The sequence below is a fragment of the Agathobaculum sp. Marseille-P7918 genome (genome assembly GCF_900625105.1).
Taxonomy (GTDB): Bacteria; Bacillota; Clostridia; order Oscillospirales; family Butyricicoccaceae; genus Agathobaculum.
Genome location: NZ_UYYD01000002.1, coordinates 311,620 through 327,575, shown reverse-complemented (window position 1 = coordinate 327,575; position 15,956 = coordinate 311,620). Strand labels below are relative to the sequence as shown.

16 protein-coding genes are annotated in these 15,956 nt (G+C 61.0%); 11 read left to right on the top strand and 5 right to left on the bottom strand.

Annotated elements, in window-relative coordinates; genetic code table 11:
* Positions 1-83: 83 nt before the first annotated feature.
* Both EJL02_RS05090 and EJL02_RS05085 read left to right on the top strand, forming a co-directional pair.
* Positions 84-953: an AraC family transcriptional regulator gene (locus EJL02_RS05090; protein WP_125115329.1), complete on the top strand. Its 870-nt coding sequence runs from the start codon at positions 84-86 to the stop codon at positions 951-953.
* Positions 954-1,025: 72 nt separating this feature from the next.
* The gene (locus EJL02_RS05085; protein WP_125115328.1) at positions 1,026-2,864 is read left to right on the top strand and encodes an LTA synthase family protein; all 1,839 of its coding nucleotides are present in this window, start codon (positions 1,026-1,028) and stop codon (positions 2,862-2,864) included.
* 47 nt (positions 2,865-2,911) lie between these two features.
* Here the strand turns inward: EJL02_RS05085 and ndk are convergent, their stop codons facing one another.
* The 4 genes from ndk to EJL02_RS05065 all read right to left on the bottom strand — a co-directional run bounded on the left by ndk (position 2,912) and on the right by EJL02_RS05065 (position 5,928).
* The gene (ndk, locus tag EJL02_RS05080) at positions 2,912-3,316 is read right to left on the bottom strand and encodes a nucleoside-diphosphate kinase (RefSeq protein WP_125115327.1); all 405 of its coding nucleotides are present in this window, start codon (positions 3,314-3,316) and stop codon (positions 2,912-2,914) included.
* Positions 3,317-3,387: 71 nt separating this feature from the next.
* A complete protein-coding gene (locus EJL02_RS05075; RefSeq protein ID WP_125115326.1) occupies positions 3,388-3,942 on the bottom strand; it encodes a prolyl-tRNA synthetase associated domain-containing protein in 555 nt (184 codons plus the stop codon).
* 20 nt (positions 3,943-3,962) lie between these two features.
* Positions 3,963-5,354, bottom strand: coding sequence for an MATE family efflux transporter (locus tag EJL02_RS05070; RefSeq protein ID WP_125115325.1), 1,392 nt, complete (start codon positions 5,352-5,354; stop codon positions 3,963-3,965).
* On the bottom strand, positions 5,332-5,928 hold the full coding sequence (locus tag EJL02_RS05065; RefSeq protein WP_125115324.1) for a TetR/AcrR family transcriptional regulator: 597 nt from the start codon (positions 5,926-5,928) through the stop codon (positions 5,332-5,334). The genes EJL02_RS05070 and EJL02_RS05065 overlap by 23 nt, the downstream gene beginning before the upstream one ends.
* A 174-nt stretch (positions 5,929-6,102) precedes the next feature.
* Between EJL02_RS05065 and EJL02_RS05060 the strand changes: the two genes are divergently transcribed.
* The 7 genes from EJL02_RS05060 (at position 6,103) to EJL02_RS05030 (ending at position 13,304) form a co-directional block, all read left to right on the top strand.
* The gene (locus EJL02_RS05060) at positions 6,103-6,450 is read left to right on the top strand and encodes a PadR family transcriptional regulator (RefSeq protein ID WP_125115323.1); all 348 of its coding nucleotides are present in this window, start codon (positions 6,103-6,105) and stop codon (positions 6,448-6,450) included.
* Complete coding sequence (locus EJL02_RS05055) at positions 6,437-7,849, top strand: permease prefix domain 1-containing protein (protein WP_125115322.1); 1,413 nt, start codon at positions 6,437-6,439, stop codon at positions 7,847-7,849. The genes EJL02_RS05060 and EJL02_RS05055 overlap by 14 nt, the downstream gene beginning before the upstream one ends.
* Before the next feature lie 161 nt (positions 7,850-8,010).
* On the top strand, positions 8,011-8,505 hold the full coding sequence (locus tag EJL02_RS05050; RefSeq protein ID WP_125115321.1) for an RNA polymerase sigma factor: 495 nt from the start codon (positions 8,011-8,013) through the stop codon (positions 8,503-8,505).
* On the top strand, positions 8,489-9,559 hold the full coding sequence (locus EJL02_RS05045) for a DUF4179 domain-containing protein (RefSeq protein ID WP_164510293.1): 1,071 nt from the start codon (positions 8,489-8,491) through the stop codon (positions 9,557-9,559). Before EJL02_RS05050 ends, EJL02_RS05045 begins: the two co-directional genes overlap by 17 nt.
* Before the next feature lie 169 nt (positions 9,560-9,728).
* Positions 9,729-11,039 (top strand): hypothetical protein, encoded by a 1,311-nt coding sequence (locus EJL02_RS05040; protein WP_125115319.1) that lies wholly within the window; start codon positions 9,729-9,731, stop codon positions 11,037-11,039.
* Positions 11,040-11,184: 145 nt separating this feature from the next.
* A complete protein-coding gene (locus EJL02_RS05035) occupies positions 11,185-12,336 on the top strand; it encodes a CobW family GTP-binding protein (protein WP_125115318.1) in 1,152 nt (383 codons plus the stop codon).
* 14 nt (positions 12,337-12,350) lie between these two features.
* Positions 12,351-13,304 carry a TIGR03943 family putative permease subunit gene (locus tag EJL02_RS05030; protein ID WP_125115317.1) on the top strand — a complete coding sequence of 318 codons (954 nt, stop codon included), beginning with the start codon at positions 12,351-12,353 and terminating at the stop codon, positions 13,302-13,304.
* Between the two features lie 285 nt (positions 13,305-13,589).
* Here EJL02_RS05030 and iolG read toward each other — a convergent pair whose 3' ends face one another.
* Positions 13,590-14,609: an inositol 2-dehydrogenase gene (iolG, locus tag EJL02_RS05025; RefSeq protein ID WP_125115555.1), complete on the bottom strand. Its 1,020-nt coding sequence runs from the start codon at positions 14,607-14,609 to the stop codon at positions 13,590-13,592.
* Between the two features lie 72 nt (positions 14,610-14,681).
* Between iolG and EJL02_RS05020 the strand changes: the two genes are divergently transcribed.
* Both EJL02_RS05020 and EJL02_RS05015 read left to right on the top strand, forming a co-directional pair.
* Positions 14,682-14,873, top strand: a complete 192-nt coding sequence (locus EJL02_RS05020) for a hypothetical protein (protein ID WP_125115316.1) — start codon at positions 14,682-14,684, stop codon at positions 14,871-14,873.
* Between the two features lie 58 nt (positions 14,874-14,931).
* The gene (locus EJL02_RS05015; RefSeq protein WP_164510292.1) at positions 14,932-15,954 is read left to right on the top strand and encodes a LacI family DNA-binding transcriptional regulator; all 1,023 of its coding nucleotides are present in this window, start codon (positions 14,932-14,934) and stop codon (positions 15,952-15,954) included.
* The last annotated feature ends 2 nt before the right edge of the window (positions 15,955-15,956 follow it).

Below are 15,956 nucleotides of genomic sequence, written 5' to 3'. Positions count from 1 at the left end.
GCCCTAAACCTGCGAAATCCTGCTGTTTTGTCTTGCGCGTGCGGCGCGGGTCTGGTACGATAGGGGAAAGGAGGGTGAGGGCTGTGCTGATTCCCGAGGCGGGCGTCCATCAGACGTCCGAACGTTACTTTTTCACGCCATCCTCGCTGGCGCGTGAGCTTTTTTACTACCCGACGCGCTGCGGGCACTATTTCTGCGACAGGCGCTATTCGTTCAGCTATCGCTCGGAGATCGCGATGGAAGGCGACCACAACCGAAATATTATGCTGTTTCTCGTGCAGGACGGCGCGATGGAGCTGGAGCTTGCCGGGGTGCCGGTGCTGGCGGCGGCGGGGCAGGTCGTGCTGTTCGACTGTCAGGAGCCGTACCAGTATGCGGCGTCCGACGGGCTGGAATTTACCTGGCTGCTGTTCAACGGCCTGAACGTGCGCGCGTTTTACCGTCGCATTTTGCAGGCGCACGGCGGGCGGCAGTGTTTTGCGCCGGACGCGGTCACGCCGGTGGCGCAGGCGCTCGGCACGCTGCTCGAGGGCTGCGCCGCGGACGAGCGCCCGAGCGAGGCGGCCTGCTCGCAGCTGCTGCACCGGCTGCTGTGCCTGCTGCTGTTGGGCGAAGGCGAGCGCACCTCAGACGGCAGCGACCGCATCGCGCAGGCCATCCGCTTTATGAACCGGCACCTGTTCGAGCCGATCGGCGTGCAGGAGGTCGCCGCGGCGGTCAGCCTGAGCCCGTCGCACTTTTCGCGGCAGTTCAAGGCGCGCACCGGCTATTCGCCCTATGAATACATCGTGCTGCGCCGCATCGACAAGGCGAAATACATGCTCGCCTCGACTGCACTGTCGGTCAAGGAGATCGCCTATGCCACCGGCTACAACAGCGAGGAGAATTTCAGCCACAGTTTTCAAAAGCATGTGGGCATTTCACCCGGTTTATTCCGCAAATATCCGGTGTAACCAACGGAAAAGGTTGCATTTTTGCGCAAAAAGCCGTATACTGTCAGGATAAGACGGAAGGACGGCTCTGGCATGAACAAAAAACAACTGCTGCGGCTGATCGGCAGCGCCGTGTGCGCGGTGCTGCCGTTCTGGCTGCTCGACTTGACCTTACGCGCCGCGACCGGGTGCGCTGCGTGGTATCCGCTGTACGCGGCCGCGCCCAACCTGTTTTCGCTCGGCTTCGGGGCGCTGTTTGCCGCGCTCTGCCTGCTGCCGCGGCGGCGGACGGTCGGGCGCGTGCTGTACGGGCTGATTTACGCCGTTTGGGCGGTATACGCGGTGGTGCAGTACAGCATCTGGCGCATTTTCGACCGGTTCCTGTTCCTGTCGGACTTTTTGTTCGCGGGCGAGGGGCTGGGATTTGCGGGCTACCTCCGGCAGCTGATCGACGTGCGGTTTGTGCTGGTGGTCGTGCTGCTCGCCGTCTGGGGCGCGCTGGGCGTGTGGCGGCTGCCCGAAAACCTGCCGCGGCGGCGCGTCTGCCCGGCGTTTGCGGTGTTTTTCGCGCTGACGCAGCTCGTCGCGCCGCGGTTGTACGCGCCCGTGCCCGAAACGCTCGACTGGGATGCGTGGCAGTCGAGCGGATACGAATACGAGCGGTTTTCCTCGTCGGCCTACGATCTTGCGCTGACCGGGCCGTATCAGTTCGTCGCGCGGGACGCGTTTTTGTCCGTCCTGCCGGACGCGGACGCGGCGGAAAAACGTGCGCAGATCGACGCGTTCTTCGAGGAGCGCCCGGCGCACGAGGACAACGAGATGACCGGCCTGCTCGCGGGCAAAAACCTGATCCTCGTGCAGCTTGAGAGCGTGGACGACTTTGTGCTGAACGACGAAAACACGCCGACGCTCGCGCGCCTGCAGCGCGAGGGCATCAACTTCGCGGAGTTTTACACGCCGCAGTACTCCAACGGCTATACCTTCAACACCGAGTTCGCCGCGCAGACCGGCATTTATCCCTATGCCAACGGCAACGTCGCCTATTCGCTCAGCCGCAGCGCGTTTCCGTATGCGATCGGCAATCTGCTCGCGGGCGAGGGGTATACGGCCAATTCCTTTCACAAGAGCGAGGCCAAGTTCTATAACCGCGGCGCGATGCATCAGGCGTTCGGCTACGAGCAGTATCACTCCGCGCTCGACTACGCAGAGGACGAGTTGCAGGCGGGCGACGACCGGTTTCTGGTCGATTGCGACGAGCTGTATGACCGCATGGTGCAAACCCAGCCGTTTGCGGACTTCCTCATCACTTACAGCGGCCACCTCGGCTATGATGAGATCGACGCGCTGACCACTTACGCGCTGGGTGAGTTCCCGGAATACAAGGACGACAGCCGTCCGTATGAAATCAACGGCCTGTTCGCCAAGGCGCGGCTGACCGACGAGATGTTCTCGCACCTGCTGACGCGGCTGGAGGAGGACGGGCTGCTGGATAACACGGTCATCTGCGTCTACGACGACCACTATGCCTACGGCCTGACCGACCGCGCGGTGCTCGAGGCGTATTCCGAGGCCGCGGGCGGCCGCCTGCTCGAGCGCACGCCGTGCTTTATTTGGTATCAGGGCTGCACGCCGCAGACCGTGACCAAGACGCTGCAAACCGTCGATCTGCTGCCGACGCTGGCCAACCTGTTCGGCCTGCCCGTGCCCGACACGATGGGGCGGGATGCGTTCGACGAAAGCTATGCGGGATATGCGATTTTCCCGAACGGCGGCTGGCTGACCGATAAGGCCTATGCGAAAAACGGGCAGATCGTCTGGAACAACGGCATGACGGACGAAGAGGTGTCCCAAATGAACGCCTATGCCCGCCGGTTTCAGGAGGTAAACGACGCGATTCTGGACACGGATTACTACGCGGACAAGGCTGAATAAAACAAAAGGACGTTTCCGACGGGAAACGTCCTTTTTGCGTGTTCGTTTTAAATATCGCCGAAAAAGCGGCGGATCTCGATCTCCGCGTTTTCGGGAGAGTCCGAGCCGTGGATGACGTTATAGGTGGTCGAGCAGGCGAAGTCGCCGCGGATGGTGCCCGGCATTGCGTTTTCGTTCTTGGTCGGTCCCATGAGCGTGCGCATGCCCTGAATCACATTTTCGCCCTCGACGACCATCGCGACCACCGGGCCGCTCGTCATGTATTCGACCGTGGGCGGGAAAAACGGCTGGTCAACGATGTGCGCGTAGTGCTCGCGCAGGATGGGCTCGTCCAGCTGCATGGTTTTCATGTGGGTGATGCGGTAGCCCTTGCGCTCGATGCGCGCGAGGATCTCGCCGACGATGCCGCGCTGCAATGCGTCCGGCTTGAGCATGATATAGGTTCGTTCCATAATTCGCCTGCTTTCTTTCGTACTTTCTTCCAGTATAGCAACAAAGCGGCGCGGAAACAAGGGTTTTCAGTTCACAGACTGACGTAAGTCGGCTCGTGGCCGAGCGCGGGCAGGATGCGTCCGGTGAGGTCCGCGGTACGGATGCGCAGCGAAGAGGTGTTGCGGCAGGGATGGCAGCCGAAATACTCGTGCGCGAGCGCGTCGCGGTCGATCACCAGTCGCACGCGCTGTTCCGTGTCGTTCATCAGGCCGAGCACGGACACCGAGCCGGGCGTTACGCCCAGATATTCCTGCATGTGTTCGGCATCCGCGAAGGACAGCCGCGAGCAGCCCAGCTGCGCGGACAGCTCCTTGGTGCGGAAGGCCTTGCGGCCGGGCATGAGCAGCAGGGTGAACTGGGTTTTCTGCCGGTTGCACAAAAACAGGTTTTTGCAGATCTCGATGCCGAGCAGCCGTTCGACTTCGCCGCAGGCTTCGATCGAGGGCGTTTCGTCGTGGTCGGCGCGCTGGTAAGGCACGCCGAGACGGTCGAGAAAGTCGTAGCACGCGATTTCGACCGCGTCGCGGCCGGTCACATCGGCCGGGCGGCCGTCATACAGCGTGGGGTCAAGGTAAAATTCGGACATGGGGGTTCACTCCTTGGGGATTACGGTTTGGCGTGTCGCTGCGCGGGGTTTTCGCCGCGCGCGAGCGTGCGCAGCACGGGCACAGTGACAAAAACAGACAGCACGCAGGCGGCCGTGTCGCTGAGCGGCTGGCACAGCTGCACGCCGAGCAGTTGCAGGAAGATCGGCAGCAGGATCGCGAGCGGGATAAGGAACAGCCCCTGCCGCGACGCCGCGACCAGGCTCGCGCGCAGGGTCAGCGCGATGTTTTGCAGCAGCATGTTGCACATGGTCACCCAGCCAATCAGCGGGAAGGACAGGCATTGCAGCCGCAGCGTCAGCGTGCCGATGCGGATGACCTCGGGGTCGTCCGCGCGGAAAATGGAGATGATCTGCGGGGCGAAGATCCAGCCCAGGATGGCAAGGCCCAGCAGCACGAGGAAGGATGATTTGACGCAGAACCAGAAGCCGCGGCGGACGCGGTCATACTTTTTCGCGCCGTAGTTGTAGCCGCAGACCGGCTGGAAGCCCTGTCCGAAGCCGATCATGGCCGAGCCGGCAAACTGCGAGACGCGCGTGACAATGCTCATCGCGGCGATGGCGGCGTCGCCGTACGGGCGCGCGGCGGTGTTGAGAAAGGTCACCGCGACCGAGGCAAGGCCCTGACGGCACAGGCTGGGCAGGCCGCCGCCCGCGAGCGCGGCAAAGCGCGCCCGGCTGGGGGAGAACTGCCGCAGGCGGATCTGTACGCCGCGCGACTTGCGGATGCCGATGAGCAGCAGGAAAAAGCTGATGAGCTGGCTCAAAATCGTGGCGAAGGCCGCGCCGCTGATGCCAAGGTTAAAGACGAAGATGAACAGCGGGTCGAGCGCGATGTTGAGCACGCCGCCCGACACCAGCCCGACCATCGCATAGGTCGCGTTGCCCTGTTGGCGCAGCTGGTTGTTGAGCACGAGCGCGGCCATCATATAAGGTGCGCCGCACAGAATGATCTGCATGTAGTCGAGCGCATACGGATAGATGGTTTCGGTCGCGCCCAGCAGGTGGCACAGCGGGCTGCGCAGCAGCAGCCCAAAGATCAGGATGACCAGCCCGGTGATGAGCGCGGAGAAAAAACCGGTTGCGGCCATGCGCTCGGCTTCCTCCTGATGCTGCGCGCCGAGCTGGCGCGAGATATAGTTGCCCGAGCCCTGACCATAGAAAAAGCCGATCGACTGGATGAGCGCCATCAGCGGAAACACGACGCCGACCGCGCCGGTCGCACTGGTGCCCAGCTTGCCGACGAAAAAGGTGTCGGCCATGTTGTAGATCGAGGTGATGAGCATGCTGATGATGGTCGGCACGGCCAGCTTGCAGATCAGCGGCTCGACCGGCGACTCGGTCATCTGGTGAAAGCGGCGCGCCTGCGCCTCACTGGTGGATTGTTCCGCCATGGTAGTTCGCCTCCGTTCGTTCAATCTGTTCGCACAGCCATTCGGTTGCGCGCTCATAGCTTTCGTCTGCCGTCGCCAGCGGCGAGCGGAAAAATCCGGCGGTCTCCATGGACACATAGCCGTGCAGCGTGCTGCGGATCAGACGGGACAGGTGCACACGCTCGCGTGCCGGCAGGCCGAGCGGTTCGAGCATGCGCACGAACAGGTCCATAAACGCCTTTTTGCGCGCGACCAGCCCCGGATCGGAAAACCGCGGCAGCAGCATCATCGCGCGATACAGCTGCGGCTGCTCCTGCGCGAAGGTGCGGTAGGCTGCGGCGAGCGCCCGCAGTGTGTCGGTCACCGGACGGCCGTCCATGACCTGCTCGAGCGTTTGCATCAGCCGGTCGAGCGCGCGCTCGGCCAGCCGGACGTTCAGCTCGGGCAATCCCTGCAAGTGGTTGTACAGCGATGCGGGTTTGACGCCCAGCGCGTCCGCCAGCTCGCGCACGGTCAGGTTTTCCATGCCTTTTTGCTCGGCCAGCGCCGCCGCCGCGTCCACGATCGTGTCGCGGCTGAGCCCTTTTCTTGCCATGCGGCACCCCTCCAAACTAACAAGATTAGTTTTATATGTCCAGCATAAACGAACGGTGTTAGTTTGTCAAGCATGTCGCTTGCTTTTGCGGCCAAAGCGCGCAAACGGGTTGACATATATCGGATATCTATATATAATGGATATATCGAACACCGATATAAGGAGGGATAGAATATGGCCATCGACAAAAGCTTGCTCGCGGGAAGCACGGCGCTGCTGGTGCTGCGCCTTTTGCAGGAGGACGACCTGTACGGCTACCAGATGATCGAGCGGCTGCGCGAGCGGTCGGACGACACGTTTTCGCTCAAGGCGGGCACGCTGTATCCGCTGCTGCACACGCTGGAAACACAGGGGCTGGTGCAGAGCTACGAGCACGCCGCGGACGGCGCACGGGTGCGCAAGTATTATCATCTGACCGATGATGGACGTGCGCGTCTGGCGGAAAAAACCGAGGAATGGAGGCAGTTTTCCGGCGCGGTCGAGCGCGTGCTGAAGGGGGGAGAAGGCCATGCGTACGCCTGATACAGAAAAACGGGAGCAGGGCGCTTTGCCTGCGGCGCTGTCTGCGTGGCTCAAACAGGCAACCGACCAGATGCGCTGGCAGCGGGCGCGGCCGATGGCGGAAAAGGAACTTTCCGACCATCTGACCGACCAATATGAGGCGTTTCTGGAGCAAGGAATGGACGAAGACGCCGCCGCGCAGGCGACCGCGCGCGAGATGGGCGATGCGGTCGAGACCGGCACGCAGCTCGACCGCGCGTGGCGGCCGCAGCCGGACTGGGTGATGCTGGGCATCGTGCTGGTGGTCGCGGCGGCGGGACTTATGCTGCATGTCTGGCTGGGGCTGCCCAGTCTCCACGGGCCGGTCGGCGTCATCGACTATGTGAAAGCGTTCGGGTTTGGGGCATGCTTTTTCTTGGGCGGCTATTTTCTGGATTACACCAGCCTGGGACGTAATGTGGGCGATATCTGCAAAATCTGGATCATCATAAATGTGATCTCGCTGCTCGCATGGGTCTTCGGCGTGGGGCAGATCGTGCGTCCGGAGCATACCCTGTGGCTGTTCCCGCTGGTGTTTGCCGTGATCCTCTATGACCAGCGGGGCAAGGGAGCCGCCGGTGTGGTCCGGTGCGCGCGGAATGGTCTGCTGTTATATGTGCCCGTGCTGCTGTACGATGTTGTCATGCTGGTGACCGGCCTGTATGCGGTGTATCGCCCGATCGAAGGGGATGCGCTGGTGATTACGCTGCTGTGTACGCTTTTGCTGCTGGGCGCCGTCTGGCGCGGCTGGTTTCACGCGCCTCGCAGCAAATTGCTGCCGCGCGTGCTGCTGGTGCCGGCCGGCGGAGTTGTCGGCACCGGAGCTGCCTATCTGCTGTTTGAACTGGCGCACGGACGGCTGGAATACTTTGTGAGAGAGCCGCAGTATGCGGTCAATCCCATCCGGCAGATCATGGGAAACAGCGGTACCCAGAGAATGTATCAGGAATTGCAGACGGTGCTGTTCCCGGCGCCGAACGAAGCGAGCGGTTTGATGTTTGCCGATGCAGATAGCGTGGATGACATGCTGCTGCTGGTCGCAAAAACCCGCTGGGGCTGGCTGGGATTTGCGCTGCTGCTGGGCGCCGTGGTTGTGCTGCTGGTGTTTGGGTTCCGGCTGGCGATGCGGCAGCGCGGCGTGCTGGCCACGCTGACCTGCTACGCGGTGATGCTGACGCTGTCGGCGCAGACGGTGCTGTATGTTGTACAGAATCTGGCGATTCCGTTCATCGAAGCGCCCGGCCTGCCGCTGCTCAGCTGCGGGCGGAGCGGTGTGTTCTTCTGCCAGACCATGCTGCTGCTCGGCCTTTTGCTGTCCGCGCAGCGGTCGGGACAGCTTGAGAGCGGCCTGATGCCGGAAGGGGCGCATCCTGTCCCGTAACGGCAAACTATGCTATACTGAAAGACAGTCTCCCCGGAGGCTGTCTTTTGCTTTGCAAAAAAATTCCCTCCCACTGTCAGCAAACGCACCGCCCATTCGTATTGTAGGTGAAGCGACGTTGCTGACACGGCCGGACGGCCGCCAAAGGAGTTGATACAACCATGATACAACTGAACAGGGCCGAGGCCGAACGGTTGGTGAACACCTATTCCGACCTGATTCTGCGGCTTTCGTATACCTATTTGAAACACACACAGGACGCGGAGGACATCTGCCAGACCGTGTTCCTCAAACTGCTGACGAGCGGGCAAACCTTTGACAGCCCGGCGCACGAAAGGGCGTGGATCATCCGCGCGACCGCGAACGCCTGCAAGGATGCGCTGCGCAGTGGGTTCCGGCGGCGCACGGTGGCGCTCGAGGCGGTAGCCGAAGCGCCCGCACCCGCAGAGCCCGCAAACGACGTGCTGGAAGCGGTGATGGCGCTGCCGGAAAACTACCGCGACGCGGTTTACCTGTATTACTACGAAGGCTACTCGGTTCGCGAGATCGCCGGCCTGCTGGGCCGCAGCGAATCCGCGGTAAGCGCGCACCTGAGCCGGGGACGGCAAAAGCTGCGCATGACCTTGGGAGGGAATGAATATGAACAGAGCGTATAATGATAACAGAGAGTATACCGATGCGCTGGACAGCCTGCGCTTCTCGGACGAGGCCAAGGCGCGCATGGTGCAGAATTTACTGGATGCGGCGGGCGAGCAGCAGCCCGTGCAGCAAAAGCCGCACAAGCGGAGATTTGGACTGCCGCGCGTGGCGGCGGTCGGCGTCGCGGCGGCGCTGGTGTTGGGCATCGGCGCGGGCGCGTCCGGCGTGCTCAAGACCGCGGGCGAAGCGTTTTCCGGCGTGTTCGGCCCGACGGCCGACACCGAGATCATCGACCGGATCGGCCGCCCGATCGGCGCGAGCGATACGGATCACGGCGTGACCGTCACGGCGGACGCGATCCTGTTCGACGGCTACAATTATATGATCACCTATACCGTTGCCAAGGACGACGGTGCCGCGCTGACCATCGACCCGGTCGAGGCCAATCCGGGTGTGCTGGATGCGTTTTGGGACATCTGGTCGAGCGATATCGGCCTGAACACGAGCGGCGGCCACGGCGGTTCGTATTTTATCGACGATGATCCGTCGGATAACGCGATCCAGTATGTGGAGACCATGTCGTATGACGATCTGGTCAAAACCGGCGGCACGGTCAAGGTCAAGTTCGGTGATCTGCGCAATATGGAGGGCACCATTCTGGAAGGCGAGTGGAACCTCAAGTTCCAGCTCGAGGCGGGCAATCTGGCCGAGCAGCTGCCCGCAGGGCAGACCGTCAAGGTCGGCGGCAAGGACGCGACCGTGGACGAAATTATGCTCTCGCCCATCGGCTACCGCATCGTTTACACGGTGTCCGGCACGACCGAGACCGCGCCCGCGCCGAGCGGGCAGGAGTCCGCAGAACAGCAGCAGGCGTGGGAGAATTTGGACATCCATCCGGTGCTGCATCTGGCGGACGGCACGAGCGTCGACCTGTCCGAGAGCGGCGGCTCTCAGGAGAATGCGGGCGGACAGACGCACTGCATCCGCAGCGGCGTGTTTGACCGCATCGTTCCGCTGGAGGATGTGGTTTCCCTGACGGTCGGCGGCGTAGAAATCCCCGTCCAGCAGTAAAACCGAAGAGCGGCAGCGGCATCCCAAACGGGGTGCCGCTGCGCTGCGTTAACAGACACAGTGTTCGGAAATAGTAAAATCCGACCGGATTCGATTTACAAAACCGCCGGGCAGTGCTACAATCAAAACAGGAAAACCAAAAAATTACTGACCTCGGAGGGGATAAGAAATGGATATGCTCAAGGATTATCCGCTGCTCCGCACGGATAGTTACGCAAAGATTTTTCTGTACAATACGCATGAAACCGTGGCCTGTGTGCCGCGGCATATCATCCGCATGCGCGATAAGGTGAAGCCGGACCTGCTGCAAAAGGCGGTCGAGCAGGCGCTGCTGCGCTTTCCGCATATGATCCTCGGTGTGGAAGCGACCGAAACCAGCTTCCGGTATCGTCCGAATGTGCTGCCGCCCGTGGTGCTGCCGTTTGACGGCGTGGAAAAGCGCTACACGATTGGCTCGCCAGATACGCACGGCTACATGTTCCTGGTCGGCTATCAGGACAACACGATCACGATGGAGTACCAGCATTCGATCTCGGACGGCCGCGGGTTTGAGGAGTTCATCCGCTGCGTGCTGTTCCAGTATCTGACGCTGTGCGGCTATCCGGTCGAGAACGACGGCTCGGTGCGCGGCATGGATACGCGCTGGTCGCCTGCGGAAAGCGAGGACGGCTACCAGCAGCTGGCCGATCAGGAGTTTTCGCCCAAGGGCATCTGGAAAAAGCCCGAAGCGTCGCACGCGTGGGACCTGACCGACAAGGGCGATGCGCCCGAGATCGTGACCGACGTCACCTTCCCGTTTGAGCAGCTGCACAGCTACGGCAAGTCGATCGGCGTCAGCCCGCTGTCCATTGTGGCGCCGCTGCTCATGCGCGCATTCGATCAGAAATACGGTGAGCCGGACAAGCCGGTCATTTCGCAGATCCCGGTCGATCTGCGGCCGCTGCTGCCTTCGCTGACCACGCGCTATTTCATCTGCTTTATCGATCTGCCGTACCTGCCGGAGTATCGCGATCTGCCGCTGCCCGAGGTGTTCCGCAAGACCAAGGAATTCCTGAACAGCCAGATGGAGCGCGAGCAGCTGCTCTATCGTGCCAAGGCCGCGTCCGACCGGTGCAGCGAGCTGCACGAGGCGGATATGCCGCTCGAGCAGAAGATGAAGGAAGGGCAGAAGCTGTGCCGCGACTTCGTGCTGGAGGACAGCTTCCTGATCACCAACGTCGGCCGCTTCAAGATGCCGGAAAGCTGCATGCCATACATTCTGGATTACGGCGCGGTGCTGCCCTGCGCGGTGCAGCCGTTTGCGATGCTGGTGTCGTCCTTCGGCAGCCGCATGAAGCTGTCGGTGGCGCAGCGCGACCACGATATGCAGGTGGTGGACAGTTTGGTGGCAGGCCTGCACGAGATCGGCGTGGACGCCGAAGCCGTGCACTATCCCTTCCGCGTGACCAAGTACAACGGTCTGGTGTGCGGTCAGGTGTAAAAACACAAAAGGGGGCTTCTGCGGAAGCCCTCTTTTTGTGTGCTAAAAAAGAATTAGCATACGCTAACCGAAAAACTTTCCTTTTTGCCAAAAACGTGGTATACTATCTTTTAACGGAACCAAACTACAAAATGAGGCGAAACAAATGACGAAAATTGATATTATTTCGGGTTTCCTGGGCGCCGGCAAGACTACGCTGATCAAGCGTCTGCTGGCGGACGCCCTCAAGGGCGAGCAGGTGGTGCTGATCGAAAACGAATTCGGTGAGATCGGCATTGACGGCGGTTTTCTCAAGGATTCCGGCATTGTGGTCAATGAAATGAACGCGGGCTGCATCTGCTGCTCGCTGGTGGGCGACTTCGGCAAGGCGCTGCACGACGTGGTCGAGCAGTACCACCCCGACCGCATCCTGATCGAGCCGTCCGGCGTGGGCAAGCTGTCCGACGTCATCGGCGCGGTGCAGAACGCGCATCTGGACGTGCAGCTCAACTCGTTTGTCACGGTGGTCGATGCGCTCAAGGCCAAGATGTACCTGAAGAACTTCGGCGAGTTCTTTGAAAATCAGGTCGCGCACGCGGGCGCGATTCTGCTGTCCCGCACGGCGGAGTGCCCGGCAAAGCGTCTGGACGAGGTCGTTGCCCTGCTGCGCGGCCTGAATCCGCACGCGCGCATCGTGACCACGCCGTGGAAGGACCTGACCGGCATGCAGCTGCTTCAGACCATGGAAGGCAGCCGTGATCTGGTGCAGGAGGTGCTCGACGAGATCGCACACGAGCCGCCGCATGAGCATCATCATCACCATCATGACCACGAGCATGAGTATGAACATGAGCATGAGCATCCGCACGACCATGATCACGAGCACGAGCATCCGCATGACCATGCGCACGAGCATGAACATGAGCATGAGCATCATCACGATCACGGTCCGGAGTGCACCTGCGGCTGCCATGACCACGATCACGAGCATCATCATCACGACCATGACCATTGCGGCTGCGGCCATGACCATGACGCAGACGAAGTGTTCACCTCCTGGGGCGTAGAGACGCCGCATAAGTACACCGAGGAAGAACTGACCCACGCGCTGACCGCGCTGGGCGATCCGTCGCTCGGTACCGTGCTGCGCGCCAAGGGCATTGTGCCCGCCGCGGACGGCGGCGAGTGGCTGCACTTTGACTATGTGCCCGGCGCACCCGAGATCCGCCGCGGTTCGGCCGATTATACCGGCCGCCTGTGCGTGATCGGCGCGGAGCTGGACGAAGAGCGCATCGCCGACCTGTTCGGCGTAGCCTAAAGGGGGAAAACCGTATGCCGAGCAAGGAACCGATTCCGGTTTATGTGTTTACCGGCTTTCTGGAAAGCGGTAAAACCCAGTTTATCAAGGAAATCCTCGCCGACCCGAACTTCACCGAGAACGAGCGCACCGCGCTTCTGATGTGCGAAGAGGGCATCGAGGAATATGACGAGCGCGAGCTGCTGCATCTGGGCACGGCGCTCGTGCCGATCGATTCGGCTGCCGACCTGACGCCCAACCGGCTCAAGCGGGTCGAGCAGAAGTTCGATCCCGACCGCATCATCGTGGAATACAACGGCATGTGGAAGCTGGACGACCTGCTGGCCGCCTTCCCGGCGCGGTGGGAGCTGTACCAGATCGTCACGACCGTGGATGCGTCCACCTTTGAGCTGTATTCCAACAACATGGGGCCGATGATGTTCGAGCACATCACGACCGCCGATCTGGTGGTGTTCAACCGCTGCACGGACGCGCTCAAGGAGATGCTGTATCAGAAGAACATCCGCGCGATGAACCCGCGCGCGACCATCTATCTGGACGATGTAGACGGCAATTCGGAGGATTATGCGCGTAACATGCCGCTGCCCTTCGATATCGACGCGGATATCATCGATATCGCGCCCGCGGATTACGGCCTGTGGTATATTGATGCCATGGGTGACCCCGGCAAGTACGACGGCAAGACCGTGCGGTTCCTCGCGCAGGTCTACGTCGGCAACAACGTGCCGGCCGGTTCGTTTGTGCCGGGCCGCTTCGGCATGGTCTGCTGCGCGGAGGATATCAGCTTTTTGGGCTTTTTGTGCCGCTGGCCGGGTGCAAAGGATCTCAAACAGCGCGACTGGGTGCGCGTGACCGCGTCCATCACGGTCGAAACGCTGCCGCAGTACCGCGGCGAAGGCCCGGTGCTGCACGCAAGCGAGGTCGTGCCGGCGGAAAAGCCGGAGGAAGAACTCGTATACTTCAACTGAAGTTTCGCGCGAACCGTACAGGTTCGCGCGAGGGGGCTGTGCCGCGCAAATGCGCGGACACGGCCCTTTCGCGGTTTTGCGCGCCAATACGGCACACAAAACCGTTTCCATGTATCAAAAGCCCGGCGGAGCTGGGCGTTTGATGAAAACAGGCCGCTTCCAGCGGCCTGTTTTCTGTTTTATGCGCGCCTTGCGGCGCGGGACACGGCCGCAGAACAAGAAAAATCCCCTCAGGCATTGCCTGAGGGGATTTGTTATGTCGCTTTGTGTCCGAAAGGGGAAGGATTACTCCTCAACCTTTACGTAAACGCCGCCGTTGCGGCAGGACTCGGTAGCAGCCTTCGCCATCAGAACCGGACGCAGGCCGTCAACAGCGCCAACCGGAACCGGCTTGTCGTTGTTGATCGCGTCAACAAATGCGATAACCTGCTCGATGAACGCCTGATTGTAGCGCTCGAGGAAGAACCACAGCGGCTTCTCGGAGTGAGCGCCGTCCTTGGTCATAACGGTGGTGGTGTTGATCAGGTCGTTGGCATCGGAAGCCATGCCCTTGGAGCCAAACGCCTCAACGCGCTGGTCATAGCCGTAAACAGCCTGACGGGAGTTGTTGATGACAGCGATGCAGCCGTTAGCCATCTTCATGGTGACAACCGCGGTGTCAACGTCCGGGATACCGGACTCTTCCTGCAGGTTCGGGTTGACCAGGCAGGAGCCGACAGCGGAGATCTCAACAGCCTCGGAACCGGTTACGTAGCGAACCATATCGAAGTCGTGGATCATCATGTCGTAGAAGATACCGCCGGAAACCGCAACGTATGCCGGGGACGGGGGCTCCGGGTCACGGGAAGAAACGATAACGATGTGCGGATCGCCGATGGTGCCGTTCTTGACAGCGTCAGCGACAGCCTTGTGGTTGTGGTCGAAGCGGCGGTTGAAGCCAACCTGGAACTTAACGCCCTTCTCTTCAACCAGAGCGAGCAGCTTCTTGATCTTGTCGATATCATAGTCGATCGGCTTCTCGCAGAAAACGTGCTTGCCGGCGTTGACAGCCGCCATGGAAACGTCGCAATGCGTGTCGGTGGACGAGCAAACGAATACAACGTCTACCTCAGGATTGTTGATAACATCCATAAAGTCGGTGGAAACGTTGGTGATCTTGCGCTCTGCCAGCCACTCGCGTGCGCCGGACTTATCCAGCATCGGATCTGCCGCAGCTACGACCTGTACGCCCGGTACGCTGTTGATCAGGTTATTGATGTGCAGCTTACCAATACGACCGCAGCCGACTACGCCGATTTTCAAAATGCCCATTTCAAATCTCTCCTTTTTCAATAAGGTAACTTTATTATAGACCACTTAAAGGAGAGCATCAAGAGCATGGCCGGAATTTCGGCGCACCGCCCAATTTTAAAAAGCGCGATTGGTGAAAAATGGCGGCGCGAGGGTGCTGTTGGCGTGCAAAAAGGCTGTGCATTGTGCACAAATCAAAAATGCACGGTTATGGGACAATTGGGGCGAAAGTGTGCAAAATGCACAGAATTGCTTGTACCCTTGCAGGTGCTGTGGTAAAATGGCTATATATTACAGGATACCCGCAGCAAAAGCACGGACAAAGGGGAATCGACTCATGAAGGTAACTGCACAGTGGATCGCAGAGCAATGCGGCGTTTCGCGCGGCACGGTCGATCGGGTGGTCAACGGCCGCCCGAATGTGGCGCCTGAGGTGCGTGAGCGCGTGCAGAAAATGATAAACGAATACGGCTACAAAACGCCGGCGCAGCGGCAGGCAGCCCGGGCCGGCCGTGGGGCCTATCGGATCGGCGTGATTTTGCCGAGCTGGGATGCGTTTTTCATCCGCCGCATGCGGGAGGGCATCCGCGTGGCAGTGCATAACCGCGGCCTCAACGACGTAAACGTTTTGGTGGAGGAGCTGAAAAACCGTTCCCATCGGTCGTATTTTGAGGCGATCGAGCGGCTGGAGGGGCGCGGGATCGACGGCCTGATCCTGACCGCGCCGGATACGCTGGCCATGAGCGAGGAGATCGACCGTCTGGTGACCGCGGGCATCCAGGTGGTGACCTGCGACTCGGACGTGCGGCAGAGCCGCCGCCTGTACCACATCGGGCAGGACATGGTCAAATCCGGGCGGGTGGCCGCGGGCCTGCTCGCGCCGTACATATCGGGCGCGGAAGTGCTGGTCGTGACCGGCAACCGCGAGTTTACCGCCCACGGGCTGCGGGTGCGCGGTTTCCTCGACCGGCTGTATGAGATTTTCGGCGGCAGCGTCAACGCGCACGTCATCGAGAGCGTCGAGCAGTACGAGCTGACCTATGACGGCGTTTTGCAGCAGCTGCGGCAGAATCCGCGGCTGCGCGGCATTTATATGGCCAACGAGTCTGTGCGCGGCTGCATGGACGCGCTCGAGCGCGCCAAACCCGCACGCCGCGTGCATGTGGTCTGCCATGACCTGACGCCGCATGCGCGGCAGTATCTGGAGGACGGCCGGCTGGATTTCATCATCGATCAGGATTTTTCCGCGCAGACCACGCGGGCGATCGAAGTGCTGGCGCACACCCTGCGCACGGGGGAGCTGCCGCGGCAGGAGATCGAGTATATTCACACCAGCATCATCACGCGAGAGCTGCTTTGACA

What these genes read in the sequence shown, in the direction of transcription:
- EJL02_RS05085 (WP_125115328.1), top strand. Translation starts at nt 1,026, where the DNA reads ATGAACAAAAAACAACTGCTGCGGCTGATCGGCAGCGCCGTGTGCGCG.
- ndk (WP_125115327.1), bottom strand. Translation starts at nt 3,316, where the DNA reads ATGGAACGAACCTATATCATGCTCAAGCCGGACGCATTGCAGCGCGGC.
- EJL02_RS05075 (WP_125115326.1), bottom strand. Translation starts at nt 3,942, where the DNA reads ATGTCCGAATTTTACCTTGACCCCACGCTGTATGACGGCCGCCCGGCC.
- EJL02_RS05070 (WP_125115325.1), bottom strand. Translation starts at nt 5,354, where the DNA reads ATGGCGGAACAATCCACCAGTGAGGCGCAGGCGCGCCGCTTTCACCAG.
- EJL02_RS05065 (WP_125115324.1), bottom strand. Translation starts at nt 5,928, where the DNA reads ATGGCAAGAAAAGGGCTCAGCCGCGACACGATCGTGGACGCGGCGGCG.
- EJL02_RS05060 (WP_125115323.1), top strand. Translation starts at nt 6,103, where the DNA reads ATGGCCATCGACAAAAGCTTGCTCGCGGGAAGCACGGCGCTGCTGGTG.
- EJL02_RS05055 (WP_125115322.1), top strand. Translation starts at nt 6,437, where the DNA reads ATGCGTACGCCTGATACAGAAAAACGGGAGCAGGGCGCTTTGCCTGCG.
- EJL02_RS05050 (WP_125115321.1), top strand. Translation starts at nt 8,011, where the DNA reads ATGATACAACTGAACAGGGCCGAGGCCGAACGGTTGGTGAACACCTAT.
- EJL02_RS05045 (WP_164510293.1), top strand. Translation starts at nt 8,489, where the DNA reads ATGAACAGAGCGTATAATGATAACAGAGAGTATACCGATGCGCTGGAC.
- EJL02_RS05040 (WP_125115319.1), top strand. Translation starts at nt 9,729, where the DNA reads ATGGATATGCTCAAGGATTATCCGCTGCTCCGCACGGATAGTTACGCA.
- EJL02_RS05035 (WP_125115318.1), top strand. Translation starts at nt 11,185, where the DNA reads ATGACGAAAATTGATATTATTTCGGGTTTCCTGGGCGCCGGCAAGACT.
- EJL02_RS05030 (WP_125115317.1), top strand. Translation starts at nt 12,351, where the DNA reads ATGCCGAGCAAGGAACCGATTCCGGTTTATGTGTTTACCGGCTTTCTG.
- EJL02_RS05020 (WP_125115316.1), top strand. Translation starts at nt 14,682, where the DNA reads ATGGCCGGAATTTCGGCGCACCGCCCAATTTTAAAAAGCGCGATTGGT.
- EJL02_RS05015 (WP_164510292.1), top strand. Translation starts at nt 14,932, where the DNA reads ATGAAGGTAACTGCACAGTGGATCGCAGAGCAATGCGGCGTTTCGCGC.